This is a genomic window from Catenulispora pinistramenti (genome assembly GCF_018274385.1).
Classification (GTDB): Bacteria; Actinomycetota; Actinomycetes; order Streptomycetales; family Catenulisporaceae; genus Catenulispora; species Catenulispora pinistramenti.
The window spans coordinates 1-26,648 of record NZ_JAAFYZ010000065.1 but is presented as its reverse complement, the minus strand read 5'-3'; the positions used below and the strand labels follow the sequence as shown (position 1 = coordinate 26,648).

At 71.3% G+C, this 26,648-nt stretch carries 20 protein-coding genes; 2 read left to right on the top strand and 18 right to left on the bottom strand.

Going from position 1 to position 26,648, the window contains the following annotated elements:
• Window positions 1-68 precede the first annotated feature (68 nt).
• The 16 genes from KGQ19_RS20150 to hisI all read right to left on the bottom strand — a co-directional run bounded on the left by KGQ19_RS20150 (window position 69) and on the right by hisI (window position 20,076).
• Window positions 69-1,529: a glutamate synthase subunit beta gene (locus tag KGQ19_RS20150; RefSeq protein ID WP_212010744.1), complete on the bottom strand. Its 1,461-nt coding sequence runs from the start codon at window positions 1,527-1,529 to the stop codon at window positions 69-71.
• Window positions 1,522-6,198 carry a glutamate synthase large subunit gene (gene gltB / locus KGQ19_RS20145; RefSeq protein WP_212010743.1) on the bottom strand — a complete coding sequence of 1,559 codons (4,677 nt, stop codon included), beginning with the start codon at window positions 6,196-6,198 and terminating at the stop codon, window positions 1,522-1,524. The genes KGQ19_RS20150 and gltB overlap by 8 nt, the downstream gene beginning before the upstream one ends.
• 276 nt (window positions 6,199-6,474) lie before the next feature.
• Window positions 6,475-6,633: a hypothetical protein gene (locus KGQ19_RS20140; protein WP_212010742.1), complete on the bottom strand. Its 159-nt coding sequence runs from the start codon at window positions 6,631-6,633 to the stop codon at window positions 6,475-6,477.
• A gap of 119 nt (window positions 6,634-6,752) precedes the next feature.
• Window positions 6,753-8,399: a phosphodiester glycosidase family protein gene (locus KGQ19_RS20135; protein WP_212010741.1), complete on the bottom strand. Its 1,647-nt coding sequence runs from the start codon at window positions 8,397-8,399 to the stop codon at window positions 6,753-6,755.
• A 203-nt stretch (window positions 8,400-8,602) separates the two neighbouring features.
• Window positions 8,603-9,292 (bottom strand): VIT1/CCC1 transporter family protein, encoded by a 690-nt coding sequence (locus KGQ19_RS20130; protein ID WP_368862127.1) that lies wholly within the window; start codon window positions 9,290-9,292, stop codon window positions 8,603-8,605.
• A gap of 282 nt (window positions 9,293-9,574) precedes the next feature.
• Entirely contained in the window at window positions 9,575-10,738 is a 1,164-nt protein-coding gene (gene lgt / locus KGQ19_RS20125; RefSeq protein WP_212010740.1) for a prolipoprotein diacylglyceryl transferase, read from the bottom strand.
• 75 nt (window positions 10,739-10,813) lie between these two features.
• Window positions 10,814-11,818, bottom strand: a complete 1,005-nt coding sequence (locus KGQ19_RS20120; protein ID WP_212010739.1) for a DsbA family protein — start codon at window positions 11,816-11,818, stop codon at window positions 10,814-10,816.
• A 210-nt stretch (window positions 11,819-12,028) separates the two neighbouring features.
• The gene (locus KGQ19_RS20115; protein WP_212010738.1) at window positions 12,029-12,877 is read right to left on the bottom strand and encodes a DsbA family protein; all 849 of its coding nucleotides are present in this window, start codon (window positions 12,875-12,877) and stop codon (window positions 12,029-12,031) included.
• Between the two features lie 89 nt (window positions 12,878-12,966).
• Entirely contained in the window at window positions 12,967-13,497 is a 531-nt protein-coding gene (locus KGQ19_RS20110; protein WP_230418993.1) for a MauE/DoxX family redox-associated membrane protein, read from the bottom strand.
• A gap of 157 nt (window positions 13,498-13,654) precedes the next feature.
• Window positions 13,655-14,464 (bottom strand): tryptophan synthase subunit alpha, encoded by an 810-nt coding sequence (trpA, locus tag KGQ19_RS20105; RefSeq protein WP_212010736.1) that lies wholly within the window; start codon window positions 14,462-14,464, stop codon window positions 13,655-13,657.
• A complete protein-coding gene (gene trpB / locus KGQ19_RS20100; protein ID WP_413563122.1) occupies window positions 14,461-15,747 on the bottom strand; it encodes a tryptophan synthase subunit beta in 1,287 nt (428 codons plus the stop codon). The genes trpA and trpB overlap by 4 nt, the downstream gene beginning before the upstream one ends.
• Window positions 15,748-15,919: 172 nt before the next feature.
• A complete protein-coding gene (gene trpC, locus KGQ19_RS20095; RefSeq protein WP_212010735.1) occupies window positions 15,920-16,744 on the bottom strand; it encodes an indole-3-glycerol phosphate synthase TrpC in 825 nt (274 codons plus the stop codon).
• A 196-nt stretch (window positions 16,745-16,940) separates the two neighbouring features.
• The gene (locus KGQ19_RS20090) at window positions 16,941-17,147 is read right to left on the bottom strand and encodes an HGxxPAAW family protein (RefSeq protein WP_212010734.1); all 207 of its coding nucleotides are present in this window, start codon (window positions 17,145-17,147) and stop codon (window positions 16,941-16,943) included.
• 57 nt (window positions 17,148-17,204) lie between these two features.
• The gene (locus tag KGQ19_RS20085; RefSeq protein WP_212010733.1) at window positions 17,205-18,086 is read right to left on the bottom strand and encodes a Trp biosynthesis-associated membrane protein; all 882 of its coding nucleotides are present in this window, start codon (window positions 18,084-18,086) and stop codon (window positions 17,205-17,207) included.
• Window positions 18,083-19,633 (bottom strand): anthranilate synthase component I, encoded by a 1,551-nt coding sequence (locus KGQ19_RS20080; protein WP_212010732.1) that lies wholly within the window; start codon window positions 19,631-19,633, stop codon window positions 18,083-18,085. Before KGQ19_RS20080 ends, KGQ19_RS20085 begins: the two co-directional genes overlap by 4 nt.
• Complete coding sequence (gene hisI / locus KGQ19_RS20075; RefSeq protein ID WP_212010731.1) at window positions 19,630-20,076, bottom strand: phosphoribosyl-AMP cyclohydrolase; 447 nt, start codon at window positions 20,074-20,076, stop codon at window positions 19,630-19,632. The genes KGQ19_RS20080 and hisI overlap by 4 nt, the downstream gene beginning before the upstream one ends.
• A gap of 95 nt (window positions 20,077-20,171) precedes the next feature.
• On the opposite strand from hisI, the gene KGQ19_RS20070 reads away from it, so the two are divergent.
• The gene (locus KGQ19_RS20070; protein WP_212010730.1) at window positions 20,172-20,798 is read left to right on the top strand and encodes a DUF1707 SHOCT-like domain-containing protein; all 627 of its coding nucleotides are present in this window, start codon (window positions 20,172-20,174) and stop codon (window positions 20,796-20,798) included.
• 51 nt (window positions 20,799-20,849) lie between these two features.
• Here the strand turns inward: KGQ19_RS20070 and KGQ19_RS20065 are convergent, their stop codons facing one another.
• Complete coding sequence (locus tag KGQ19_RS20065) at window positions 20,850-22,691, bottom strand: ABC transporter ATP-binding protein (protein ID WP_230418992.1); 1,842 nt, start codon at window positions 22,689-22,691, stop codon at window positions 20,850-20,852.
• Window positions 22,688-24,442, bottom strand: coding sequence for an ABC transporter ATP-binding protein (locus KGQ19_RS20060; RefSeq protein ID WP_307856459.1), 1,755 nt, complete (start codon window positions 24,440-24,442; stop codon window positions 22,688-22,690). The genes KGQ19_RS20065 and KGQ19_RS20060 overlap by 4 nt, the downstream gene beginning before the upstream one ends.
• 430 nt (window positions 24,443-24,872) lie before the next feature.
• On the opposite strand from KGQ19_RS20060, the gene KGQ19_RS20055 reads away from it, so the two are divergent.
• Window positions 24,873-26,282: an amino acid adenylation domain-containing protein gene (locus tag KGQ19_RS20055; protein WP_212010729.1), complete on the top strand. Its 1,410-nt coding sequence runs from the start codon at window positions 24,873-24,875 to the stop codon at window positions 26,280-26,282.
• Window positions 26,283-26,648 lie beyond the last annotated feature (366 nt).

Below are 26,648 nucleotides of genomic sequence, written 5' to 3'. Positions count from 1 at the left end.
TGTGGCCGAGGGTGGCCACCCGCACAGGACCGCGGTGCGGGCGGCCACGCTCTCAGGTCGGCCCCCGCTCAGACCGTGACCTGCCGCGCGGTCGGCGGGATCGGCTTGGGCAGCGTGCTGGCACCGCTCAGGTAGGCGTCCACCGAACTGGCCGCCGAGCGGCCCTCGGCGATCGCCCAGACGATCAGCGATTGCCCGCGTCCGGCGTCCCCGGCCACGAAGACACCGGGCACGTTGGTCGCGTACTCGGCGTCCCGCGCGATGTTGCCGCGCTCGTCCAGGGCCAGGCCCAGCTGGTCGATCAGGCCGTTGCCGCGCTCGGGGCCGACGAAGCCCATGGCCAGCAGGACCAGATCGGCCGGGATCTCGCGCTCGGTGCCCTCGACCGGGACCGGACGGCCGCCCTCGAACCGCACCTCGGTCAGCTTCAGGGCCTGGACCCGGCCGTTGTCGTCGCCGACGAACTCGGTGGTGGACACCGCGTAGACGCGCTCGCCGTTCTCCTCGTGCGCCGAGGAGACCCGGAAGATCATCGGGTAGGTCGGCCACGGCTGGTGCCCGGGCCGCTCATCCGTAGGCCGCGGCATGATCTCCAGCTGGGTGACCGAGGCGGCGCCCTGCCGGGTGGCCGTGCCCAGGCAGTCCGCGCCGGTGTCGCCGCCGCCGATGACCACCACGTGCTTGCCGAACGCGTCGATCGGCGCGGTCAGGTAGTCACCCTCGCAGGTCTTGTTCGCGTAGGGCAGGTAGTCCATCGCCTGGTGCACCCCGGCCAGATCGCGCCCCGGCACCTCCAGATCGCGGGCCTTGGTCGAGCCGACCGCGAGCACGATGGCGTCATAGCGGGCCAGCAGCGCGTCGCCGGTCAGGTCGACGCCGATGTGCATACCGGGACGGAACTTCGTGCCCTCGGCGCGCATCTGCTCGATCCGCCGGTTCAGGTGCCGCTTCTCCATCTTGAACTCGGGGATGCCGTAGCGCAGCAGGCCGCCGATCCGGTCGGCCCGCTCGTAGACGGCGACCGTGTGCCCGGCCCGCGTGAGCTGCTGCGCGGCGGCCAGGCCCGAGGGACCGGAGCCGATCACGGCCACGGTGCGCCCGGAGAGCCGCTCGGGCGGCAGGGGCTTGACGGTCCCGTCCTCCCAGGCCCGGTCGATGATCGCGACCTCGACGTTCTTGATGGTCACCGGCGGCTGGTTGATGCCCAGCACACAGGCGGTCTCACACGGCGCCGGACACAGCCGCCCGGTGAACTCCGGGAAGTTGTTGGTCGCGTGCAGCCGCTCGGAGGCACCCTCCCAGTCGCCCTTCCACACCAGGTCGTTCCACTCCGGGATGATGTTCCCGAGCGGGCAGCCGTTGTGGCAGAAGGGGATGCCGCAGTCCATACACCGGCCGGCTTGCTTGCTGATGATCGGCAGGAGCCCGCCGGGCTTGTAGACCTCTTTCCAGTCCTGGACGCGCTCGGTGACCGGGCGGCGCTCGGGGTGCTGCTGCGGGGTGGTCAGGAAACCACGGGGGTCAGCCACGGGTGGCCTCCATGATCTTGTCGAGGGTCTGCTCTTCGGAAAGGCCGGCGGCCTGGGCCGCGGCGCGGGCGGTGAGCACCCGCTTGTAGTCGACCGGCATGATCTTGGCGAAGCGGCCCACGGCGCCGCCGGCCCAGTCGGCCAGCAGCTCCTCGGCGACGGTGGAGCCGGTCTCCTCGAAGTGGTCCTGGACCAGGGTGTGGAGCAGGGCCCGGTCTTCGGCGTCGAGGGCTTCGACGTTGACCATCTCGGAGTTGACGCGGGAGACCTTCAGGTCCAGGACGTAGGCGGTGCCGCCGCTCATGCCGGCGGCCAGGTTGCGGCCGGTTGCCCCGAGGATGACCACGGTGCCGCCGGTCATGTACTCGCAGGCGTGGTCGCCGACGCCCTCGACGACCGCGGTGGCGCCGGAGTTGCGGACGCAGAAGCGCTCGCCGACCGTGCCGCGCAGGTGCACGCGGCCGCTGGTGGCGCCGTAGGCGATGACGTTGCCGGCGATGACGTTGCGCTCGGCCGCGGCGTTGATCTTCTCGGCGTCCCGGTGCGGGCGGACCACAATGCGCCCGCCGGACAGGCCCTTGCCGACGTAGTCGTTGGCGTCGCCCTCCAAGCGCAGGGTGATGCCGGGGGCCAGGAAGGCGCCGAAGGAGTTGCCGGCCGAACCGACGAAGGTCAGGTCGATGGTGCCCTCGGCCAGGCCTTCGCCGCGGTGCACCTTCACCACCTCGTGCGAGAGCATGGTGCCCACGGTGCGGTTGACGTTGCGGATCTCGAACTGCGCGCGGACCGGTTCGCCGTCCCGGATCGCCGGCTGCGCGACCGCGATCAGCTGGTGGTCCAGGGCCTTGTCCAGGCCGTGGTCCTGCTCGCGGGTGCGGTGCAGCGCGGTGCCCTCGGGCAGGTCCGGGACGTGCAGCAGCGGGGCGAGATCGAGCCCGGAGGCCTTCCAGTGCGCCACCGCCGCGGCGGTGTCCAGCAGCTCGGCGTGCCCGATCGCCTCCTGCAGGGAGCGGAAGCCGAGCCCGGCCAGGTGCTCGCGCACCTCCTCGGCCAGGTACTCGAAGAAGGTGACCACGAACTCGGGCCGGCCGCTGAACCGCGCGCGCAGCTCGGGGTTCTGGGTCGCGACGCCGACCGGGCAGGTGTCCAGGTGGCACACCCGCATCATGACGCAGCCGGAGACGACCAGCGGCGCGGTGGCGAAGCCGTACTCCTCGGCGCCCAGCAGGGCCGCGATCAGCACGTCGCGGCCGGTCTTGAGCTGGCCGTCGGTCTGCACCACGATCCGGTCGCGCAGGCCGTTGAGCAGCAGCGTCTGCTGGGTCTCGGCCAGGCCCAGCTCCCAGGGGGCTCCGGCGTGCTTGAGCGAGGTGAGCGGGCTGGCGCCGGTGCCGCCGTCGTGGCCGGAGATCAGGACCACGTCGGCGTGCGCCTTGGACACCCCGGCCGCGACCGTGCCGACGCCGACCTCGGCGACCAGCTTGACGTGCACGCGGGCGTCGCGGTTGGCGTTCTTCAGATCGTGGATCAGCTGGGCCAGGTCCTCGATCGAGTAGATGTCGTGGTGCGGGGGCGGGGAGATCAGGCCGACGCCGGGCGTGGAGTGCCGGGTCTTGGCCACCCACGGGTAGACCTTGTGCCCGGGCAGCTGGCCGCCCTCGCCGGGCTTGGCGCCCTGGGCCATCTTGATCTGGATGTCCAGGGCCTCGGCCAGGTACTCCGCGGTGACGCCGAAGCGGCCGGAGGCGACCTGCTTGATCGCGCTGCGGCGCTCGGGGTCGCGCAGCCGCTCGACGTCCTCGCCGCCCTCGCCGGTGTTGGACTTGGCGCCCAGCGAGTTCATGGCGATGGCCAGCGTCTGGTGCGCCTCGTAGGAGATGGAGCCGTAGGACATGGCGCCGGTGGAGAAGCGCTTGACGATCTCGGAGACCGGCTCGACCTCCTCGATCGGGATCGGGGCCCGCTCGCCGTCCTTGATCTTGAACAGGCCGCGCAGCGTCATCAGCCGCTCGGACTGCTCGTCGACCCGCGAGGTGTACTGCTTGAAGATGTCGTAGCGCTTCTCGCGGGTGGAGTGCTGGAGCCGGAAGACGGTGTCCGGGTCGAACAGGTGCGGCTCGCCCTCGCGGCGCCACTGGTACTCCCCGCCGATCTCCAGCCGGCGGTGGGCCAGGCGGCGGGTGCCGGACTCCCTGGGGTAGGCGCGGGCGTGCCGGCGGGCCGTCTCCTCGGACAGGGTGTCCAGGCCGACTCCGTCGAGCTTGCTGGTGGTGCCGACGAAGTACTCGTCGATGACGTCCTGGGAGAGCCCGACGGCCTCGAAGATCTGCGCGCCGCGGTAGGAGGCGACGGTGGAGATGCCCATCTTCGACATCACCTTCAGCACGCCCTTGCCGAGCGCCTTGATCAGGTTCCTGATGGCCTGTTCGGGCTCGATCAGGCCGAGGTGGCCGGAGCTGGCCATCTCCTCGACCGACTCCATCGCCAGGTAGGGGTTGACGACGGCGGCGCCGTAGCCGATCAGCAGCGCGACGTGGTGCACCTCGCGGACGTCGCCGGCCTCGACCACCAGGCCGACGTGGGTGCGGGTCTTCTCGCGGATCAGGTGGTGGTGCACCGCGGAGGTGAGCAGCAGCGAGGGGATCGGGGCGTGCTCGGCGTCGGAGTGCCGGTCGGAGAGCACGATGATCCGCGCGCCGGCGGCGATGGCCTTGGAGACCTCTTCGCGGATCTCCTCCAGCCGGGCCCGCAGCGCCGGTCCGCCGTCGGCGACCCGGTACAGGCCCGAGACGGTGACCGCGCGCAGGCCGGGCAGGTCGCCGTCGGCGTTGATGTGGATCAGCTTGGCCAGCTCGTCGTTGTCGATGACCGGGAAGGCCACCTCGACCTGGCGGCAGGCCGCGGCGCTGGGCTCCAGCAGGTTGGTCTCCGGGCCGATGGTGCTGGCCAGGCTGGTGACCAGCTCCTCCCGGATGGCGTCCAGCGGCGGGTTGGTGACCTGGGCGAACAGCTGGCTGAAGTAGTCGAAGATCAGCCGCGGCTTCTCGGAGAGCACGGCGACCGGGGAGTCCGAGCCCATGGAGCCCAGCGGCTCCCCGCCGGTGCGGGCCATCGGGGCCAGCAGGACCCGCAGTTCCTCCTCGGTGTAGCCGAAGGTCTGCTGGCGGCGGGTGACCGAGGCCCGGGTGTGCACGATGTGCTCGCGCTCGGGGAGCTTGTCGAGCTTGATCCGGCCGGCGTGCAGCCATTCGGCGTACGGCTCGGCGGCGGCCAGCCCGGCCTTGATCTCCTCGTCCTCGACGATCCGGCCGGCCGCGGTGTCCACCAGGAACATGCGGCCGGGCTGAAGCCGGCCCTTGCGGACCACGGTGGCCGGGTCGATGTCCAGCACGCCGAACTCGCTGGCCAGCACCACCAGGCCGGCGTCGGTGACCCAGTAGCGCGAGGGACGCAGGCCGTTGCGGTCCAGGACGGCGCCGATCAGGGTGCCGTCGGAGAAGACCATGTCGGCCGGGCCGTCCCAGGGCTCCATGAAGGAGGAGTGGAACTGGTAGAAGGCGCGGCGGGCGGCGTCCATCTCGCCGTGGTTCTCCCACGCCTCGGGGATCATCATCAGCACGGCGTGCGGCAGGCTGCGGCCGGCCAGGTGCAGCAGCTCAAGGACCTCGTCGAAGGAGGCGGAGTCGGAGGCGTTCGGGCTGCAGATCGGGAACAGCCGGTCCAGGTCGCCGCCGATCAGGTCCGTGGCCATGCCCGACTCCCGGGCCCGCATCCAGTTGCGGTTCCCGACCACGGTGTTGATCTCGCCGTTGTGCGCGACGAAGCGGTAGGGGTGGGCCAGCGGCCAGGCCGGGAAGGTGTTGGTGCTGAAGCGCGAGTGGACCAGGCCGATGGCGCTGGTGAAGCGCTCGTCCAGCAGGTCCGGGAAGAAGGTCTCCAGCTGGGCGGTCGTGAGCATGCCCTTGTAGACCAGGGTGCGCGAGCTCAGGGACGGGAAGTAGACCTCGGTGTCGTGCTCGGCGCGCTTGCGCAGGGCGAAGGCCAGCCGGTCCAGTTCGATATCGGACTCGCCACCGGTGCCGGTGACGAAGAGCTGGCGGAACCGGGGCATGACAGAGAGCGCGCCCTTGCCCAGCCCTTCGGGGTTCGTGGGAAGGTCGCGCCAGCCGAGCACGGCCAGGTGTTCCTCGGCCGCGATCGCCTCGATCCGGGCCTCGGCCGCCCGCGCGACGTCGTCGTCGGTGGGCAGGAAGGCCACTCCGACGGCGTAGTGCCCGGCCGGCGGGAGGTCGAAACGTGTGTGCTGGTCCTGGGCCAGGACCGCGCGCAGGAAGGCGTCCGGGACCTGCACCAGGATCCCGGCGCCGTCGCCGGTCGAGGGCTCGGCGCCGGACGCGCCCCGGTGCTCCATGTTGACCAGGGCTTGCAGCGCCTGGTCGACGATGGAATGGCTGGGGACCCCGGTGAGCGTCGCGACGAAGGCGACGCCGCAGGAGTCCTTCTCCGCGCGCGGGTCGTACAGGCCCTGCGCCGCCGGCAGCGCCGAGAACAGCGGGGCGGCACTGGTTGCGGGCGGTGCGGGCGGTACAGGCGTGGTGGCCTCGGCCACGGCACGGCCTTCGGGGCGGGAGGAGCCGGGGCGACCGGTCGGTATGGCTGGGAATGCCATGAGGGGCTGTCCTTCCGTCGTGTCAGTCTGGCACGGCGGGACGTCTTTGGCCCTTGCGCAATCCGATCAGGTGTAAGCAGAGGTTACAACATGGTGGTGCCGGTGGGGAGTGGAGTATCTCACAGTTCGGGACCGGTGGTCTTGAGATGTGTTCCGGATAGTGAGACCGGCTAATTTGATGTGGATCTTGAGCTGGGCCGGGTGCGACGCCGGGTCGGCACGGGATTTCGATGGCGCGCCGACGGCCCGCCGGACGGCGGCTACGCCTCTTCTCCCCTATTCCCCCGCGGGCGAATCCAACTCACCGACAGTGGATGAGTTCTTTTGGCGCCGGGCTTCGGCGATCTTGCCGACCTTGCCGACCGCGGTCAGGGTCGCGTTGATGGCGACCGCGGCCGAGGTGGTCAGCGTGAAGATCTGGTTGAGGAGGTTCATCGGGCTCGTCCTTCCGTCGTGTCCACTGACACGGCGGGACGGCATTGGCCCTTGATGCAGCAAGCAGCGCGGCGCTTCAGTGCGCCGCGCTGCTTGCTCTACCGCGATACCGCGAAACCTCAGCGCAGGTAGACGGCCATGAAGTCCTTCGTCGAGTTCTCAAAGAACTTGTTCGGCCCCTGGAGGAAGTCCTCGTAGAGCTTGGAGTTGTCCGGGTTCCCGTCGTGGGCCGGGAAGTACTGGAAGTCCGCCCATCGCAGGTTGATGTCCAGCTGCATCGCGCGGACCGCGCCAGCGTCCTTCAGCAGGCGGGCCAGGGAGGGGGCGGTCAGGGTGTTGCCGCCGACCCAGACGATGTCGCCGTCGGCCTTGACGCCGACGCCGGAGCGCCAGACGGCGGCCGAGCCGTGGTCGGCGCGGCCCCAGACGGAGCTGTCGTCGATGTAGGGGACGACCTGGCCGTTGTCGACCATGAGCTTGAGGTTCTGGCGGACGCTGACGATGTCGCTGTTCTTCTGGAAGCTGTAGTCGCGTCCCCACATGCCGACCGCCATGTGGCCGTCCTTGAAGATGACCTCGCTGGCCGCGCCGTTGACCAGGGCGGCCGCGGTGACGCCGTGGTCGTAGTAGCCGCCCTGGCTCTCGCTGATCTTGAAGCCGCCGTTGAACAGCGCGATCAGGTTCGGGCGGGCGTTGGCGTCGATCTGGTTCGGGACGTCCTTGATGATCGAGTTCAGGCCGCCCTCGTGGCCCGGGTGCAGCACGTAGCTGCTGTGCTTCTGGTCGATCACGGCCACGTCGGCGGCGGTGCCGGTGTAGACCGCGTCCGGGCGGATGCGCGCGACCTGGACCACCGGCTGGCCGTTGGGGGTCTGCACCGCGACCTGGAACACGCCCTCGCCGGGCTCCAGCGTCAGTCCGGGCGGGGCCGGCATCCGCGGCTGCATCGCGATCACGTCCGCGGCCTGGCTGCTCGGCGCGCCCGGCTTGCCCGGGACGGCGCCGCCCTTGGACGGCTTGGCCCCGCTCGGCGCACCGGCCGTGGGCCCGAGGTCGGTGAACTGCTTGGCGTCCACCGAACCGCCCTTGGCCGGCGGGTTCAGGTCGTACTGCCACTGCTCCAGCTGCGCCACCGCGCCGCCCATGCCGTGGTCGCGGCCCCACTCGGCCAGCCGGGCCTGCACGGTGTCGGTGCCCGGCGAGGTCAGCGCGCCGCCGATGGACCAGCCGACGGTGCCGACGAAGACCAGCACGCAGCCCCACAGCGAGCGCACCACGATCTTGCGGCGGCGGCGCTGCGCGGGGTTCAGGCGCGCCTTGTGCTTCCACGGCAGGACCCGGACACCGCGGCCGTACAACGGAGTGTGCCGCCGGCGGCGCGAGGGGAACGGGGCCTCGGCCGCCTCACCCTCGGAGCCGTCCTGCGCACCGGGCTCGAATCCCGCTCCGGCGGTTCCCTCGGCGCCGTCCGCGGACGCCTCGGCGACGGCCCGTGCCGTCTCCTCCGCGACGTCCTGCGGCACCGCGGCAGGGGCGGAGTGGAGGTCGGCCGATGGTCGGACCCGCATGTGGTCCCGCTCGTCGGCCACGTTCAGCGACACCGTCTCGGCCAGGGCCGGATCGGCCGCCGGCAGCGAGACCGTCTCGGCCAACGCATCAGCCTCGGCGGACGGACCACCCGCTCCGCTCCCGTGAACCGCGGCGGTATGGCCCTGCGCCGGTTCCCCGTCGCGCAGGTCTTCCAGCTCCTCGCTCTTCGCGGACAACAGCCGCACCTCTCCTCGCCATGATCGCAGAACCGCGCCGATCCCCGTCAGCGGCCCCGTGCTTGCCCGTATGCTCTACGTCTTCGACGCGGGTGGGACATGTGTGGTTGCCTCGACACCCGATCTCGCGAGTCATCTCCCACGGGAAGGCGGCCGGCGAACACCGATTAGCCCGGATGATGTGATTTGTACACCATCGCGGCTCAGCCTAGGTGTCCGCCGATCAGCGCGCCGAGTCCGAAGGTCACCACAGCGGCGGCCATGCCGAACAGCAGTTGGCGCAGGCCGGAGAACCACCAGGTGCGGGAGGACACGCGCGAGACTATCGCCCCGCAGGCGAACAGCCCGCCGAAGGCCAGCAGCATCGCCACCCACAGCTGGTTCAGGCCCAGCAGGTACGGCAGCAGCGGCAGCACCGCGCCGATCGCGAACGACCCGAAGCTGGACACCGCGGCCACCACCGGGCTGGGCAGGTCGGTCGGGTCCACGCCGAGTTCTTCCTGCACGTGCACGATCAGCGCCTGGTCCGGGTCGCGGTGGATCTGCCGGGCCGCCTCCAGGGCCAGGTCGGCGTCCAGCCCGCGCTCGGTGAGGAACTCCGCGAGCTCCTTCATCTCCGCGGCCGGGCGCCGGGCCAGCTCCAGCCGCTCCAGCTCGATCTCGGCCTGGGTGACCTCGGTCTGGCTGGCCACCGAGATGAACTCCCCGGCCGCCATCGAACAGGCGCCGGCGACCAGACCGGCCAGGCCGGTGAGCACGATGGTCTTGTGTCCGGCATCGCCGCCGGCCATGCCGGCGATCAGCGAGAAGTTGGAGACCAGGCCGTCGGTGACGCCGAACACGGCCGGCCGCAGCCAGCCGCCGGTGACGTCCCGGTGGTGGTTCTTCGGGATCGAGGGGCCCTGGTAGGCCGGGTGCGAGCGGTCGGCCGGGCCGGAGCCGGAGCCCTCGCCGGAACCTCCGGAACCGCCGGGGCCGGCTGGGCCGCCGGGGCCGGCCACATCGTCGTGCAGCCCGTCGCGCGCGCCGGGCAGAGCCGGGGCGGCGGGATCGCCGACGCCTGATGCGACGTCGGCGGATTCGGCGGATTCAGCGATATCGGTGATCGGATCGGAAACAAGAACAGGCGCGTCAGGGTGATTCATCGACTCGATCCTGGCTGGCGGTAACGGGTTCTAGGACTCGTTCGCCTTGCCAGTCGGGGTCGGCACCGCTTCCGGTGCCTCGTCCTGTGCCGGGATGACTACTGATTCCTCGGACGTCTCCTCGGCGGTCGGCTCGGAGTCCTTCACCAGTTTTTCAGGTTCTCCGGCCTGCGCGCCAACAAGGGCATCCTCAGTAAGGGCTTCCTCACCTGGGTTTTCAGGGGTTTCGGCGCTCTCGCCGACCTCGGTGGTCTGGCCATCCTCGGCGGTCTCGGCGGTCTCGGCGGAATCCGCGGTCTCGGCCGCGAGCGCCAAGTAGGGCGAGTCCTCGCGTCCCGGCCGGTTCTTCGCCAGCCAGAAGAACCCGACGACCGCGCCGAGGAAGACGATGATCGAGGTCCAGTCGTTGAGCCGCATACCGAGGAAGTGGTGCGCGTCGTCGATGCGTAGCGACTCGATCCAGAACCGGCCCACGGTGTAGGCCGCGACATAAAGCGCGAACACCCGGCCGTTGCCGAGCTTGAACCGGCGGTCGGCCCACAGCAGCAGGATCGCGACGCCCACGCACCAGATCGACTCGTACAGGAACGTCGGGTGGAACGGCCCGCCGGCCACCAGTTCGGCCTTGCCGTCCGGGCCGACCACCGCGGTCTGCGTCGTGGTGTCCATGACGTGGACCTTCAAGCCCCACGGCAGGCTGGTGTGGCCGCCGTAGAGCTCGTTGTTGAAGTAGTTGCCCCAGCGGCCCATCGCCTGGGCCAGCACCACGCCGGGCGCCACCGCGTCGGCGAAGGAGAGCAGCGAGGCGCCGCGGCGGCGGCAGCCGATGTAGGCACCGAGCGCGCCCAGGGCGATGGCACCCCAGATCCCCAGGCCGCCCTGCCACACGTAGAACGCCTTGACCGGGTCCCCGCCCTTGCCGAAGTACGGGGCCGAGGTCGTGATGACGTGGTAGAGCCGCCCGCCCACCAGGCCGAACGGCACCGCCCAGATGGCGATGTCGACGACCTCCTGCGGCTTGCCGCCGCGGGCACGCCAGCGCTTGTCGCCGAGCCAGACGGCGACGAGGATCCCGGCCAGGATGCACATGGCGTACATCCGGATCGGGATCGGTCCCAGGTGGTACTGGGCCTTGGTCGGGCTCGGGATGTCCGCCAGGTACGTGGCGACCTGGTGGGCGGGGTTGAGGCTCATCGGGGGCGGGCGTCCTCTGGGGTTCGGGTGGGCCGCGGCCGCCTCTCGGTCAGCCGCGGCTCAGGCCGGGTGCGGTCAGGACTTCGACGAAGTCGGGGTGGAACCGGAGGAGGAGCCGGTCGAGGACGGCGTGCCCGAGGACGAGCCGGAGGACGACGGCGCACCCGAGGAGGACGACGCACCCGAGGACGAACCCGAGGCGGAAGGCGCACCGGAGGAGGACGCGCCCGAGGACGGCGCCGAGGCCGGTGCGGTCGGCAGCGTGGTCGGGGTGCCGGCCTTGCTGCCGTCCTTCTTGAACGCCGCGTCCAGCTGGCCCTGGAAGTACTGCAGCACCGCGGCCTGGTTCTGCTGGCCGAAGGTCAGCTGCTGGCCGTCGATGAACATGGTCGGCGTGCCGGGCAGCTGCAGCTTGTTGAACTGGTCGGCGTTGTCCTGCACCCAGGTGTCGTGCTGGCCCTTGGTGACGCAGGTCTGGAACGCCGTGCTGACCTTCAGCGCCGGGACCTGGTCCGCGATCGAAAGGATCTTGGAGTTGTCGCCGTAGCCGTCGGTCTCCTCGTTCGGCTGGTTCGCGTAGAGCAGGTCGTGCATCGGGACGAACTCGCCCTGGTCCTGCGCGCAGGCCGCGGCGTTGCCGCCGTTGAGCGAGCCCTTGCCGCCGTTGTTGCTGTCGATCAGCCGGACCGGGTGGTAGGTGATCTGCAGCTTGCCGGCCTCGACGTACTGCTTGTACGTCGGCTCGACGGCGCCCTCGATCTCCTGGCAGACCGGGCAGCGGAAGTCCTCGAACACGGTCATCTTCACCGGCGCGTCGGCCGAGCCGACGTGGATGCCCAGGTCCTTGCTGGACTTGGCCTGCGGGTCGACGACCGCGCCGACCGGCGCCAGATAGGTGCCGCTGTCGTGCTTGGCGGCGTTGACCGCGATGCCGACGCCGCCGGCCACGGCGATGACCACGACCACGACCCCGCCGATGGTCCACTGCTTGCGGCGCCGCTCAGCCCGTTGGCGGGCGATCTTCTCCGCCATCACCCGCTCGCGAGCGTTCTGCTTTCCTACCCGGTTCGCCTGGCTCATCGTCGTTAACAGTCCTGTCCGATGCCGTCTGGTATTGGCACGCCGCCGTTCCGTCTCAGGGCGCGCGCACCGCATCTTATGCGGTGACTGCCTGAAAACGCACCGGAGGTGGTCGGGGTTGCGGCAAATCCTTCAGGAACTTTTAGGCCGGGGTCTTGTTCGCCAGGCCGCGACCTGGTGGTGCCAGGCCGCGGCCTCGTAGTGCGATCGTCAGCCCTGCTTGGCGACGGCGGCGTCCAGCGCGGCCTTGTAGTTGGCGGTCTGCTGGGTGCCCGGGACCGCGTTGGGATCCTGCAACGGGAACGAGGTGCCGTCGATGTAGATGTCCGGTGTCCCGACGCTGCCGCCGAGCTTCTTGCCCAGCCAGGTGTAGTTGTCCTTGATCCACTGCGCGTACTTGCCGCTGCGGGCGCACTGGTCGAACGTCGCGCTGCGCAGGTTGGGGACCTGGCTGGCCAGGTTGAGCATGGTGTCCACGGAACTGTAGGAGTCCGTCGTCTCGTCCGGCTGGTTCTTGAAGATCAGGTCGTGGAAGGCGATGAACTCGGCCTGCCCGACGTCCGCGGCGCAGGCCAGTGTCGAGCCGCCGACCAGCGAGCCCTGGCCGCCGCCGTTGCGGTCGATCAGGTCGACCAGCCGGTAGTGGACCTGGATCTTGCCGGCGTCGGCATACTCCTTGTTGGTGGCGCCGAAGAAGGATTCGGCCTCTTTGCAGAACGGGCAGCGGACGTCCTCGTCCACCTCGACGGTGACCTTGGCCTCGCTCTTGCCGTAGACGATGGCCCCGGGGTCGGTGGGAGATCCGGGGCCCGGCACCACGCCGGCGGGGGCCGCGAAGGGCTGACCGGCGCCGTAGGCGTTGCGCGCCTTCTTGTTGTTGTTCGACGTGTTGTGCTGCACCAGTACGCCGATCAGCACGGCCAGCGCGATCACCGCCACCGCCACGCCGCCGATCACCAGCTGTTTGCGGCGCCGATCGGCCGCGGCCTGCTGCCGCCGCGCCTCGGCGGCCCGTTCCCGTCCGCTACGGCGCGGGCCGCCGCCGCCAGTGCTCGTCATGACCCCATGGTGCGGGGGTTCTCATAACGGAACAATCGGACAGGCCAGAACGGGTCACCGCCACGCTCGGACCAGCCGCCCGGCGAAGCTCAGATCGGGTCGCCCAGCAGCGCCCGCTCCAGCGAGAACTTGGACGCCGGCTTCCAGATCAGCCACGCCGCCGGAAGGATGTAGAGCAGGTCGCGCAGCACGTCCAGGGTGTAGCGGGTGTGCCCCTTGGGCACCAGGCCGCCGGAGCCGCCACAGCCGCAGCTGATCGCGATGCCCCGGGCGCCCAGCGAGATGATGCCGCCGATGTAGACCAGCAGCAGCAGCGCGGAGAAGACCGCCACCAGCCGGGTGCCCAGGCCCAGGATCAGCAGCAGGCCCAGTGCCAGCTCAAGGTAGGGCTGCGCGTACCCGAACGGGGAGACCAGCGATTCCGGCAGAATCCGGAAGGCCCGCACGCTCTGCGCGTTGGTCTCCGGCGAAGTCAGCTTGCCGAGGCTGTAGTTGAACCACATCGCCGCCAACAGCACGCGCATGACCAGGCTGATCCACTGCTGGTTGTCGCCCACGAAACCGCGGATGCCGCCGGAGGTGGGCGCGGCCTTGTCCGTGGCGGAGGCCTTGGAAGCCATCGAAGTCATAACCTTCTGTCCTCGGGCGATCGCGGCGCGTTCGCGCCTCAAGTCTGGGCGGGCTTCATAAATTACAGGTAGGGAACACCCTCGCGGGAGTGCCACTCACTCCCGCGAGGGAACTTCCTAGCGGTTTCTCAGCTACTGTGTGCGACTGCTACCGCGCCTTACTCCCCCGCCGCACGCCGTCGGCGAGTTCCGCGGCCAGTTCGCGCACCGCGTCCACGCCCTTGCGCGGATCGCGGTTGTCCAGCAGCCGGCGCACGAAGGCCGAGCCGACGATCACGCCGTCCGCGTAGCCCGCGATCTCCGCCGCCTGCTCGCCGGTGGAGACCCCGAGGCCGACGCAGACCGCCTGCCCGGTCGCCTCCTTCGTGCGCGCTACCAGCTCCTGCGCCGCGTGGCCGACCTGCTCCCGGGCGCCGGTGACGCCCATCACCGCACCGGCGTAGACGAAGCCGGTACAGGCTTCGGCGGTCAGCGCGATCCGCTCGGCGCTGGAACTCGGCGCGACCAGGAAGACCCGGCCGAGGTCGTGGGCATCGGTCGCGGCGATCCACGGACCGGCTTCCTCGGGGATCAGGTCCGGGGTGATGACGCCGCTGCCGCCGACGGCCGCCAGTTCGGCGGCGAAGCGGTCGACTCCGTAGTGCTCGATCGGATTCCAGTAGGACATGATCAGCGCGGCCGCGCCGGTGTCGGCGACCGCTCCGGCCGCGCGGATGACGTCCGGGGTGCTGACACCGTGCGCCAGCGCCTGGTCGGCGGCGGCCTGGATGACCGGGCCGTCCATCGCCGGGTCGGAGTACGGCAGGCCGACCTCGATGATGTCGCAGCCGCCCTCGACCATGGCGCGCATGGCGTCGATGGAGCCCTCCACGCTCGGGTAGCCCGCCGGCAGGTAGCCGATGAGGACCGCGCGGTTCTCGGCCCGCGCGTTCTTGAGCACGTCCTGGAGCCGGTTCACAGGTCTCCCCCCTCGAAGCCGAAGTAGCCAGCCGCGGTGTGCATGTCCTTGTCGCCGCGGCCCGACAGGTTCACGACGATCACCGGTTCGCGTCCGAGTTCCTCGGCCAGCCGCGGCGCGATGCGCAGGGCGCCGGCGATGGCGTGCGCCGACTCGATGGCCGGGATGATGCCCTCGGTCTGGCACAGGACGCGGAAGGCGTCCATCGCCTCGCGGTCGTCCACGGGTTCGTAGATCGCACGGCCGGTGGCGTGCAGATACGCATGCTCGGGACCCACCGCCGGGTAGTCCAGCCCGGCCGAGATGCTGTGGCTCTCCTTGGTCTGGCCGTACTCGTCCTGGAGCAGGAAGGTGCGGGTGCCGTGCAGGACGCCGACCGAACCGCCGGTGATGGACGACGCGTGCAGCCCGGTCGCCAGGCCCGACCCGCCGGCTTCGAAGCCGTAGAGCCGCACCGACTCATCCGGCAGGAAGGCGTGGAAGACGCCGATCGCGTTGGAGCCGCCGCCGATGCACGCGCACACGGCGTCCGGCAGCGCTCCGGTGGCCTCCAGCGTCTGCCGCCGCGCCTCCACGCCGATGACCCGCGCGAAGTCGCGGACCATCGCCGGGAACGGATGCGGACCGGCCGCGGTCCCGAGCAGGTAGTACGTGGTGTCGGCACTGGCCACCCAGTCGCGCAGCGCCTCGTTGATCGCGTCCTTGAGGGTCTGCGACCCGATCGCGACCGGCACCACCTCGGCGCCGAGCATCCGCATCCGGGCCACGTTCAGCGCCTGCCGTTTGGTGTCCTCGGCGCCCATGTACACGACGCAGTCCAGCCCGAGCAGCGCCGCGGCGGTCGCGGTGGCCACGCCGTGCTGCCCGGCCCCGGTCTCGGCGATGACCCGGGTCTTGCCCATGCGCTTGGCCAGCAGCGCCTGGCCCAGCACATTGTTGATCTTGTGGGAACCGGTGTGGTTCAGGTCCTCCCGCTTGAGCAGGATGCGCGCGCCGGCCCGCCGGGACAGGTTGCGCGCCTCGGTCAGCAGGCTCGGGCGGTTCGCGTAGTGCAGCAGCAGGTCGGCGAACTCCCGGTGGAACGCCGGGTCGGTCTTGGAGGTCTCGTAGGCCTCGGTGACCTCTTTCAAAACGGCCATCAGCGCCTCGGGCATGAAGCGGCCGCCGAACAGGGTGTCGTCGGTGGGGAAGTGCCCGGTGTCGTCGGGCATCGCGGCCGTGGCCGCGTACGCGGAGATGATCTCAGCGCGCGGATCGGTCTGTTCAGACATGGGGATGTCCAGGTGATGAGTGATGGGGACGTGCTATGGCAGAAGTCTGACTAAGAGCGCGTGGCTCTTACGCTTCCTGCCATCGCCGCGCCGCCGGGGCATGCCGCCACCACGGTCGGCGGCGGGCCGCGGCCCTCGGCTGGCTGGACATCACGGTCTGGACTCTACTCCACCGGCCCGGCCGTCAGCCGCGACCGTTCCGCAGTGCGGGATGCGCACCGGCCGCGACCAGGTCGGCGACCGCGGCACGCGGGTCCTTGCCGGTCACCAGCGACTCGCCGACCAGGACCGCGTCGGCGCCGGAGTTGGCGTAGGCGATGAGGTCGTGCGGGCCGCGGACGCCGGACTCGGCGACGCGCACGACGTCGTCCGGGATCAGCGGGGCCAGTCGCGCGAAGGTGTCGCGCTTGACCTCCAGGGTCTTCAGGTCGCGGGCGTTGACGCCGATCAGGCGGGCGCCGGCGTCCAGGGCGCGGCGCACCTCCTCCTCGTCGTGCACCTCGACCAGCGGGGTCAGCCCGATGCTGCCGGCCCGCTCGATCAGCGACTCCAGGGCCGGCTGTTCGAGGGCGGCGACGATCAGCAGGGCCAGGTCGGCGCGGTGCGCGCGGGCCTCCCAGAGCTGGTAGCTGGTGACGATGAAGTCCTTGCGCAGGACCGCGATGTCCACCTTCTGGCGGACGTCGTCCAGGTCGGCCAGCGAGCCCCCGAAGCGGCGCCGCTCGGTGAGGACGGAGATCACGGTCGCGCCGCCGGCCTCGTAGTCGGCGGCCAGGCCCGCGGGGTCCGCGATGGCCGCGAGCGCGCCCTTGGACGGCGAGGAGCGCTTCACCTCGGCGATCACCTTCACGCCGTCGCCGCCGGATCCGCCGCGGCGCAGGGCCTCGACCCCGTCGATGGCGCTGTCCAGCCGGGCGACCTTGGCCTTCAGATCGTCGAGGGTGACTTCTTCCTGGCGCTCGGCAAGGTCGAGGCGGACGCCTTCGATGATCTCGGCAAGTACGTTCACCGTCGTCAGCTCCCCTCGATCGCCTCACAAGATGGACCGCGGCGCCCCGAGAATACGACTGGGTGGGCGGCGTGTCCGACGTCTCACTCTAGCGGCTCCCGGGGACCGCCGAAGTCCAGTGATCTTCTGGTGGGACGAACGGGCCCGGCCGCGGGTCCGGCGATCCCAGGTCCGCGGCCGGTTCGGGCGGGCACGGCTACTTCGCGGCGGCGCCCAGGCCCATCGCGGACATGACCTTGCCGACGACCGGGGACACCACGGCGATCGCACCGCCGACGATGGCCAGGGCCGGGGTGCCGATGACCAGCCCGGCGCCGCCGATCAGGAAGCCGACGATGCAGAGGAAGACGGCGGTCCAGGCCGCGGGGGTGCTGCCGTGGTCTTCGCCGCTGGATGACGACATGGTGCTCCTTGCGCTGACGGGAGGGTCTCAAGACCCCTCCATTGTCACCGATTCGGCCTAATGCTCCGCGCCCGGGGTGGTGTTGAGCGCGACGGCGGGCGCCTCGGCCGGTTCGGTGGGGTCTTCGCCCCGGTCCAGGGCGTCCCACAGGTCCTTGGCGCTGCCGGTGTCGGCGGCGCGCGCGGCGGCCTTGGAGGCGGCGTTCTCGTAGCGCGAGGACATCCCCGGCCAGCCGCCGCCGCGCAGCACGGCCGAGGCCCCGGCCAGCACCACCAGCACCCCGCCGATGACGGCGAGCAGCCACCAGGAGGAGCTGTGCGCGTGGACGGAGTCCGTCGCGTAGCCCTTCGCCGCGGCCTTCTGGGCCAGGACGCGGGCGGCGTGACTCGTGCCGCGTTCGCCGAACGCGTAGACGGCCGTGCCGATCCCGGCGGCGATCAACAGCACGCCGACCAGCCGGCGGGCCAGGCGCTGGGTGGCGAACAGCGCGAGCGCGCCGGCCAGCGCGGTCAGGCCGAGGGCGGTCACCCCGGCCGACAGGTCGTTGCCGCTGGCGGTGACCTTGAGGGTGTTCGGGGCCGAGCCGGCGAGGCCGGTGGCCCAGGTACGGCCGGCGCAGGCCCAGGCGATCACGCCGCCGAGCAGGGCGATCAGGACCGTGATGGTCAGTTCGCGGCGGCCGGCTCGGCGGGCCGCGGCGGCGGGGTCGGCCGCCGGGTCGGCGACACCGGGGGCACCGGGGGCACCGGGGGCACCGACACCAGGCTTGCCGACAGCGGTCGTGCCGCCGGGCTCACCGGCACCAGGCGTGCCGCCGCCGATCTCGCCGCCACCAGGCATGCCGCCGCCGGAGTGCCCGGCTTCCGCCGCGGCTACGCCGCCGCCCTCGGCCGCCTGCTGGCCGCCGGCCCCCGCGTCCTTCTCAGCTCCCGCACTCACCGTGCATCCTCCCCGACGGCCGAGCGCAGCGTCCCGGCGACCGCGACCGCCTTCAGCACCGCCATCGCCTTGTTCCGGCACTCCTGGTCCTCCGCGGCCGGGTCGGAGTCGGCCACGATCCCCGCGCCGGCCTGCACATACGCCATACCGTCGCGGATCAGCACCGTGCGGATCGCGATCGCGGTGTCGGCGTCGCCGGCGAAGTCCAGGTAGCCGACGATGCCGCCGTACAGGCCGCGCCGGGTCGGCTCGTTGTGCTCGATGATCTCCATCGCGCGCGGCTTCGGGGCGCCGGACAGGGTCCCGGCCGGGAAGGTCGCGCTGACCGCGTCGAAGGCGGTCTTGCCCGGCGCCAGCTCGCCGATCACCGTGGAGACGATGTGCATGACGTGGCTGTAGCGCTCGACCGCCATGAAGTCCACGACCTCCACCGAGCCCGGCGCGGCGATCCGGCCCAGGTCGTTGCGGCCGAGGTCGACCAGCATCAGGTGCTCGGCCCGCTCCTTGGGGTCGGCCAGCAGGTCGGCGGCCAGTTGCGCGTCCTGCTCCGGGTCCGCCCCGCGCGGGCGGGTGCCGGCGATCGGGTGCAGCATGGCGCGGCCCTCGGTGACCTTCACCAGCGCCTCGGGCGAGGAGCCGACGATGTCGAAGCCGTCGGCTCCGGTGCCGTCCGGGCCCGGGACCCGCAGCAGGTACATGTACGGGCTCGGATTCGTCGCGCGCAGCACCCGGTAGACGTCCAGCGCCGAGGCCTTCACCTCGGCCTCGAACCGCTGGCTCACCACGATCTGGAAGGCCTCGCCGGACTTGATCTCCTCGATGCAGCGCAGCACCGTCTCGCGGTAGTCCTCGGAGGTGCGGTTGGCGCTGAACGACGGCGCCGCGGCCGGGTCGTAGACCAGCGGCACGTTCACCACCGGCGCGTTCAGCGCGGCGGTCATCGCGTCCAGCCGCTCCACGGCGCGCGCATAAGCGGCCTCCACGCCGGAGGGCAGGTTGTCGTGGTTGACCACGTTGGCGATCAGCCACACCGAGCCGTCGGCATGGTCCAGGACCGCCAGGTCCAGGCTGAGCAGGAAGGTCAGCTCCGGGATGCGCAGGTCGTCCTTGGCCAGTTCCGGCAGCCGTTCCAGGCGGCGCACGGCGTCGTAGCCCAGGTAGCCGACCAGGCCGCCGGTCAGCGGCGGCAGGCCCGGCAGCCGCGGGGTGTGCAGCAGTTCCAGGCTCTGGCGCAGCACGTCCATCGGGTCGCCCTCGGTCGGCAGCCCGACCGGCGGCTCGCCGATCCAGTGCGCGGCGCCGTCCTGCTCGCTCAGCGCGGCGCCGGTGCTGACGCCGACGAAGGAGTAGCGCGACCAGATGCCGCGCTCGGCCGACTCCAGCAGGAAGGTGCCGGGCCGTTCCCCGGCGAGCTTGCGGTACAGCCCGACCGGCGTCTCGCCGTCGGCCAGGACCCGCCGCACCACCGGGATCACCCGGCGGTTCTCGGCCAGCTCGCGGAAGGTCGGCAGGTCCGGGGTGTCCACCCCTGGGGGGAAGGCCGTCATGCCGGTGATTCTCCCAGAGTGCCCTGCGACGCAGACGCCTCCCCCACAACCTTCCCCGCCGTCGCCCCGAGCGGCAGCGCGCCGGCGTCGAAGCAGGTGCGGTCCCCGGTGTGGCAGGCCCCGCCGGACTGGTCCACCTTCAGCAGCACCGCGTCCCCGTCGCAGTCCAGCGCCGCGGACTTCAGCACCTGCACGTTCCCCGACGTGGCCCCCTTGGTCCAGTACTCGCGCCGGGACCGGGACCAGTAGGTGACCCGCCCGGTGGCCAGCGTGCGCCGCAGCGCCTCGTCGTCCATCCACGCCAGCATCAGCACCTCGCCGGTGTCGTGCTGCTGCGCGATCGCGGCGAACAGGCCGTGCTCGTCGCGCTTGAGCCGGGCGGCGATCGCGGGGGCGAGCACAGGGCCCGGCGTGGCGGCGGGGGCGGGGACTTCGTCGGTCATGCACCCATTGTCGCCCGCGGGCCAGACGGGGATCCGCCAGGGGCCACGTTGCGATATAACGTGAGGGTCATCGCCGCCGCGCCGGGAGAACTCGAATGTCGACTGATCCGTCCAGCCAACCCGTTCTGCGCGCGTCCGACGCGGACCGCGACCGGGTCATCGACACGCTGCGGTCCGCGGTCACCGACGGCCGGCTGGACGCGGCGGAGTATGACGAGCGGGTCGAGCAGGCGCTGGCGGCGCGCACCTTCGAGGCGCTGGCGCCGCTGACCGCGGATCTGGTCGCGATCGGCGCCGCCGCGCGTCCGCTGCCCGCGGTTCCGGCGCCGGCGGGGCCGGCCGTGGAGTCGGTGCTGATCCGGGAGAAGCACGGCCCGGTGCGCCGCGAGGGCCGCTGGACGCTGCCGCACCGGCTGGTGCTGCGCACCTTGTGGTGCACCGTGACTCTGGACCTGACCCGAGCAGTGCTGACCGGGCCGGAGCTGATCGTCGAGATCCAGGGCCGGGGCAACGGCGTGGTGCTCGTGCTCGCGCCGGGGATGGTGGTCGACGCCAACGAGCTGTCGGTACGGCACGGCAGCGTGGCGATCACCAACGGCCCCGACGACGGCACGCCGGAGACGCTGCGCATCCACCTGGTCGGGCGGAACAAGCACGGCTCGGTCACGACCGTCTGGGAGACGCCGGACGAGGCGGAGCGGTCAAGCGGCACCACCGCTTGACCGCGGAGCCGCCTGGGCAGCAGAACCCCTGCCGCCTGCTGCCCGACTCGCTCAAGACCTCTGCTGCCGAGCCCAGCTCTCATAAAGACCCGAATACACCCCGCCGGCCCCGACCAGCTCCCGATGCGGCCCGCGCTCGACGATCTCCCCGGCGTCGAACACGAACACCTCGTCGGCGGCCTCGGCGGTCGACAGCCGGTGCGCGATCGCGATCGAGGTCCGACCACGGGTCAGCCCGTCCAGCGCGCGCGTGATCCGCACCTCGGTCGCCGGGTCCACCGCCGAGGTGGCCTCGTCCAGCACCAGCAGGTCCGGATCGGCGATGTAGGCCCGGGCCAGCGCGACCAGCTGCCGCTCCCCCGCCGACAGCGACTCGCCGCGCTGGCCGACCCGGGTGGCCAGGCCTTGGGGCAGTCCGTCCAGCCAGTCGGTCAGGCCCAGGTCCGCGAACGCGCGCCGGACCTCGGCGTCGCTCGCGCCGGGCTTGCCGTAGCGGACGTTGTCGCCGACCGTCATGTCGAACAGGAAGCCGTCCTGCGGCACCATCACCATGCGGGAGCGCAGTGTCTCGAAGCCGATGTCCTTCAACGGCACCCCGTTGATCAGGATCCGGCCGGAACTCGGATCCATCAGCCGGGTCAGCAGCTTGGCGAACGTGGTCTTGCCCGATCCGGTCTCCCCGACCACCGCGACCCTGGTGCGCGCAGTGATCTCCGTGGTCAGCGAGTGCAGCACCGGGGCGCCGCCGGGGTAGGCGAACACGACCTCTTCGAAGCCGACGCCGAGCGGGCCGTCGGGCGGGGCCACCCCGGCGGTGCCCGGGTCCACCACGTCCGGCGGCTGCTCCAGCAGCCCGACGATGCGGCGCCAGCCGGCGATCGCGTTCTGCGCCTCGTTCAGCATCTCGGTGGCGAACTGCACCGGCGAGATGAACAGGTTCACCAGGAACAGCATCGCCGCCAGGTCGCCGGCGGACAGGTGGCCGCCGACCCCGAGCAGCACGCCGACCACCACGATCGCCGAGTTGACCAGGCCGACGACCAGTTCGCCCATCGAGAACGTGATGACGATCAGCCGCTGGGTCCGCACCTGCGAGTCGCGGGTGTTCTCCACCGCCGCGCCGATCCGCCCGCCGACGCGGTCCTCGATGCCGTAGGCGCGCAGCACGTCGGCGCCGACCAGCGCCTCGGACACCTCGCCGAGCATCTTGCCGTAGCGCCGGCGCACCTTGCGGTACGCGCGCCCGGTCCGCTTCTGGATCTTGCGCATGACCAGGAACAGCGGCACGAAGCAGATCCAGACCAGGATGGTCAGCTGCCAGGAGAACACGGCCATCACGATGGTCACGACCGTCACCTGGGCGGCGGCCACGAACAGCTGCATGCCGCCTTCCTGGATGAACACCGTGACCGTGTCGATGTCGCTGGTGACCCGGCTGACCAGGGCGCCGCGCTGCTCGGTCTGCTGGTGCAGCAGCGACAGGTCGTGGATGTGCCGGAACGCCTTGGTGCGCACCTGTGCCAGCCCGCGCTCGCTGGAGGTGTAGAGCCGGAAGTTCATCAGGTAGGCCGACACGGCCGTGGCCAGCACGGCCACGGCGCTGAACGCGACCATGTTGCGCACCACGCCGTAGTCCGGGCCGCCCTTGGCGAGGATGCCGTGGTCCAGGCTCTGCTGCACGGTCAGCGGGATCACGATCCGGCCGACCGTGGCGATCAGCGCGAAGGTGATGGTCAGGCCCAGGCCCTTGGTGAAGGCCGGGGCCAGGCGGACGCCGCGGCGCAGGACCGCGTAGCCGCCGTCGAGGGCTTCGGGGAGCTGGTAGCCGCCCGGGGCCGGGGAGGTCTGCTCGTCGTCGAGGTCGGATTCGAGGTCGGCGGTGGCGGTGGTCATGTCCCGACCTCCTGCAGGGCGCTGTCGCGCTCGTCGTGGTCGCGTTCATAGGCGGTGATCAGGTCGCGGTAGCCTTCGCAGCGCTCGACCAGCTCCAGGTGCGGGCCGTGGTCGATGATCCGGCCGCGCTCGACGTAGACCACCTCGTCGGCCAGCGCGATCGTGGCCTTGCGGTAGGCGACGACCAGGACCGTGCTGGCCAGCGTGCCCTCGCCGGCGGCTTCTCGGAGCCCGCCCAGGATCGCGGCCTCGACCTGCGGGTCCACGCTGGCCGTGCAGTCGTCCAGGATCAGCAGCCGGGGCTGCCGGATCAGGGCTCTGGCCAGCGCCAGCCGCTGCCGCTGGCCGCCGGACAGGGTCGCGCCGCGCTCGCCGATGACCGAGTCCAGGCCCTCGGGCAGCCGCTTGACGAACCGGTCGGCCTGGGCCAGCCGCAGCGCGGCCCAGACCTGCTCGTCGTCGGCGTCGCGGTCCAGCCGGATGTTGTCGCGGATGCTGTCGGCGAACAGGAAGGTCTGCTGCGGGACCAGCGAGACCTGGGCCGGGATCTGGCCGCGGGCGAACTCCCGGACGTCGGTGCCGTCCAGCCGGACGCTGCCGCTGTCCGGATCGGAGAGCCTGGCCAGCAGCCCGGTGAGCGTGGACTTGCCGGCGCCGGTCGGCCCGACCAGCGCCACGGTCGAGCCGGGCCGCAGGCTCAGGTCGACGTCGCGCAGGATCTCCTGGCCGGCGTAGCCGAAGCTGACGTGCTCCAACCGGACGTCGGCGGCGCCGGCGGCCGGCGCCTGGGCGGTGCCGTAAGACATGTCGCCGCGCGCGTCGAGCACGGCCTTGACCCGGGCGTAGCCGACCACCGAGCGCGGCAGCTCGCCCAGCACCCAGCCGATCGCCCGCAGCGGGAAGGCCAGCAGCGTGATCAGGTAGGCGACCTGCACGACCTGCCCGGCCTGGATCGCGCCGGAGGCCACCCGGGAGGTGCCGACCAGCAGCGCGACCAGCACCCCGAAGTTGGGGACGGCCTCCAGCGCCGGATCGAAGAAGGCCCGGGCCCGGCCGGCGGCGATGTTGGCGTCCCGCAGCTGGTCGGCGGCGACGGCGAAGCGCGCGGTCTCCACGTCCTCGCGGCCCAGGGTCTTCACGACCAGGCCGCCGTCGAAGGACTCGTGGGCGATCTCGGCGACCCCGGCCCGCATCTCCTGCGCCGCGGCCAGCCGGGGCGCGGCGAAGCGCTGGTAGACGGTGTTGAGCACGATGATCGCCGGGAACAGCAGGAAGCCGACGATGGCCAGCACCGGATCGGTGAGCACCATCGACACCAGGGCCGCGACCATCATGATCAGCACCCCGAGCGACATCGGCAGCGGCGCGATGAACTGCCAGGTCATGTCCACGTCCGAACCGGCGTTGGACAGCAGCTGGCCGGTGGGGTGGCGCCGGTGCCAGGACAGCGGGAGTTGCAGGTAGCGCTCGGAGACGGCGCGCCGGTAGCGCGACTGCAGCCGGAACTGCATCACCCCGGCCAGCAGCCGCCGCCCGATGATGCCCATCACCTTGGCCAGCGCCACGCCCAGGATCAGCAGCCCGGCCGTGACGGTCGCCCCGACCGGCACCTTCCCGGCCCGGAACGCCGGCAGCACCGCGTGGTCGGTGGCCCAGCCGACCGCCGAGGCCGCGCCGACCGTCATGATCCCGTACACCGCGCTGCCGCCGACCGCAGCGGCGAACACCCGCGGCTCGGTCCGGATCGCCACGCCGAGCAACCCGAATCCCCGTCTGAGGATCGATTTCTGCGTCCGCGCAGCCGTCTGTAAACTCTCCGTGCTCAACTCATCCCACCCATGTCACGCCGACTCCCTACCCGGCTTCCACTCTGGCGGACAACACCGGGTCGGGTAAACCCCATTCCATAGGCGCGGGTATTACTCCCGGTTTGTTGGGGACATTGCGACGATCGGGACCGGACCGCGAGGGGCACACTCTACGATCAGTGACGAAGCTGCCACACGCCGACCTTGTCCTGACCGGAACGCCTCGGGGCCGGGCCAGCGTGGCCGACGCCACGTTACTCGCACGTATGTACGGGTACTACGAAGTACGACGAGCGGTGGGGTTGCTCGTAGTGCAGCAGCTCCTGAAGGGAAACCCGCGACGGGGGTCGCGGGGCGGAAGGACGGGGACGACATGGCCGGGGATGGGCCGCGCGATGTCACGGTTTTGGAGGCGGTCAAAGGCCTCGCGGAGAATCCGGCGCTGCCGCCGGACATGGTGTTCCGGCTGCTCGCCCGACCGCGCGCGCTGCAAGCGGTGGCCGAACGGCCGGACCTGACCGATGCCATGGTCGCCGAGATCATCGGTCGCGACGACCGCTGGCAGGTGCACGCACTCGCGCTGAACCCGTGGCTGTGCCACCGGTTCCGCACGGTGCTGGCCCGGCACCGGGAGCCGGGGATCCGGGCCGCGGTGATCGTCGGCGGCGACGGCCGGATCTGCCCGGAGACCCCGAAGGACGCCGGCCGCCGACTGTTCGAGACGCTGATCGACGATCCGGCCCGCGAGGTCCGCGAGACCCTGGCCCGCACCGAGGGCGTCCCGGCCGACCTGCGCGCCCGGCTGGCCGCCGACCCGGAGCCGCAGATCCGCGTCATGCTGGCACGGTGGTGGGCCCAGGCCCCGGCCAACGTCCGCGACGTGCTGCTGGGCGACCCGGACGAGCGGGTCCGCTCCGCGGCCTTCTGCGCCTACTTCGGCCACCTCGACCTCGACGAGGCCCTGATCGATCTCCTGGCCCGGGATCCGGACAGCGAGGTGCGGGCCGGCCTGGCCGCGCGCCCGGACCTGCCGGACCCCATGCTCAACGTCCTTACTCGGGATCCCAGTCCAGTCGTCCGACTGGCGATCTTCGCCCGGCCGGACACCCCCGAGGCGGTGCGCGCGGCGATCCACGCCGACATCACCGAGAACGCCCCGACCCTGGACGACCTGATCGCCGCCGACGACGGCTACAGCCTGGTCTTCGAGTACCTGCAAGCCGACTCCGCACTCAGCACACTGCGACCGGCCTGGGTCACCGCCGAGGCCGAGCGGCACGTCGACTCCCCCTACCCCTGCTTCCGCGCCGCGGCCGCCCGCAGCACCGAACTGCCGATCGAGGCCGTCCGCAAACTGCTGGACGACCCGGACGAACAGGTCCGCATCACCATGGTCCACACCGCGCCGCACCTGGTCGACCCGCAACGCGCCGAGCGGATCGAGCGCGCGCACCACTGGGACCGGCTGAGCATGTGGTGGGAGTACGAGCCGGTCCTCACCCACCCCGCCGAGACACTGCGCCGGTTCGCCGTGGACGCCGAGCCACGCCTGCGGGCAATGGCCTGCGACGACCCGGACCTGCCAGCCGACCTGGCCGTGGCACTGGCCAAGGACCCCGAGGCCTCGGTACGCGCCGCCGTGGCCGGGCACCGAAGCCTGCCGACGCCGAACCTGATCGCCCTGCTCTGCGACGACTGCGAGCACGTGGTGCACGCCGCCGCGGCCTCGCCGCACCTGCCGGTCGACGAGATGGACCGGCTGCTTGTCACTGCTGGGTTGTGAGCCGGGCGGCAGCTACTTGTCGCCGCCGGGCTGCGAGCCAGGCTGCCACTTCTCGCCGCTGGGCCGTAAGCCGGGCGGCTACTTGTCGCCGCCGGGCTGCGATCCGATGTGCTGGGACACGCTAGTGCCGTATCAGGCAACGTTTGCCCTGGTGATGACTTGGCCTGGGCGGAGGTTGTCGGCGTGGTGGTTTCGCTAGGTTGCTGGCCGGGTTGCGGTTAGTCTGTGGGTTTCAAGGCTTTTTACGGCCTTCGGTCATAGTTGTGCCGGTTCGGGGTTCGGGGTGGTGGGTGTGTTTGTCGGCTGCCGGTTCGCGCGTTCACAACCCCGCCCCACCTCAGGCCTCTTCAACTCCAGCAAGTCAGA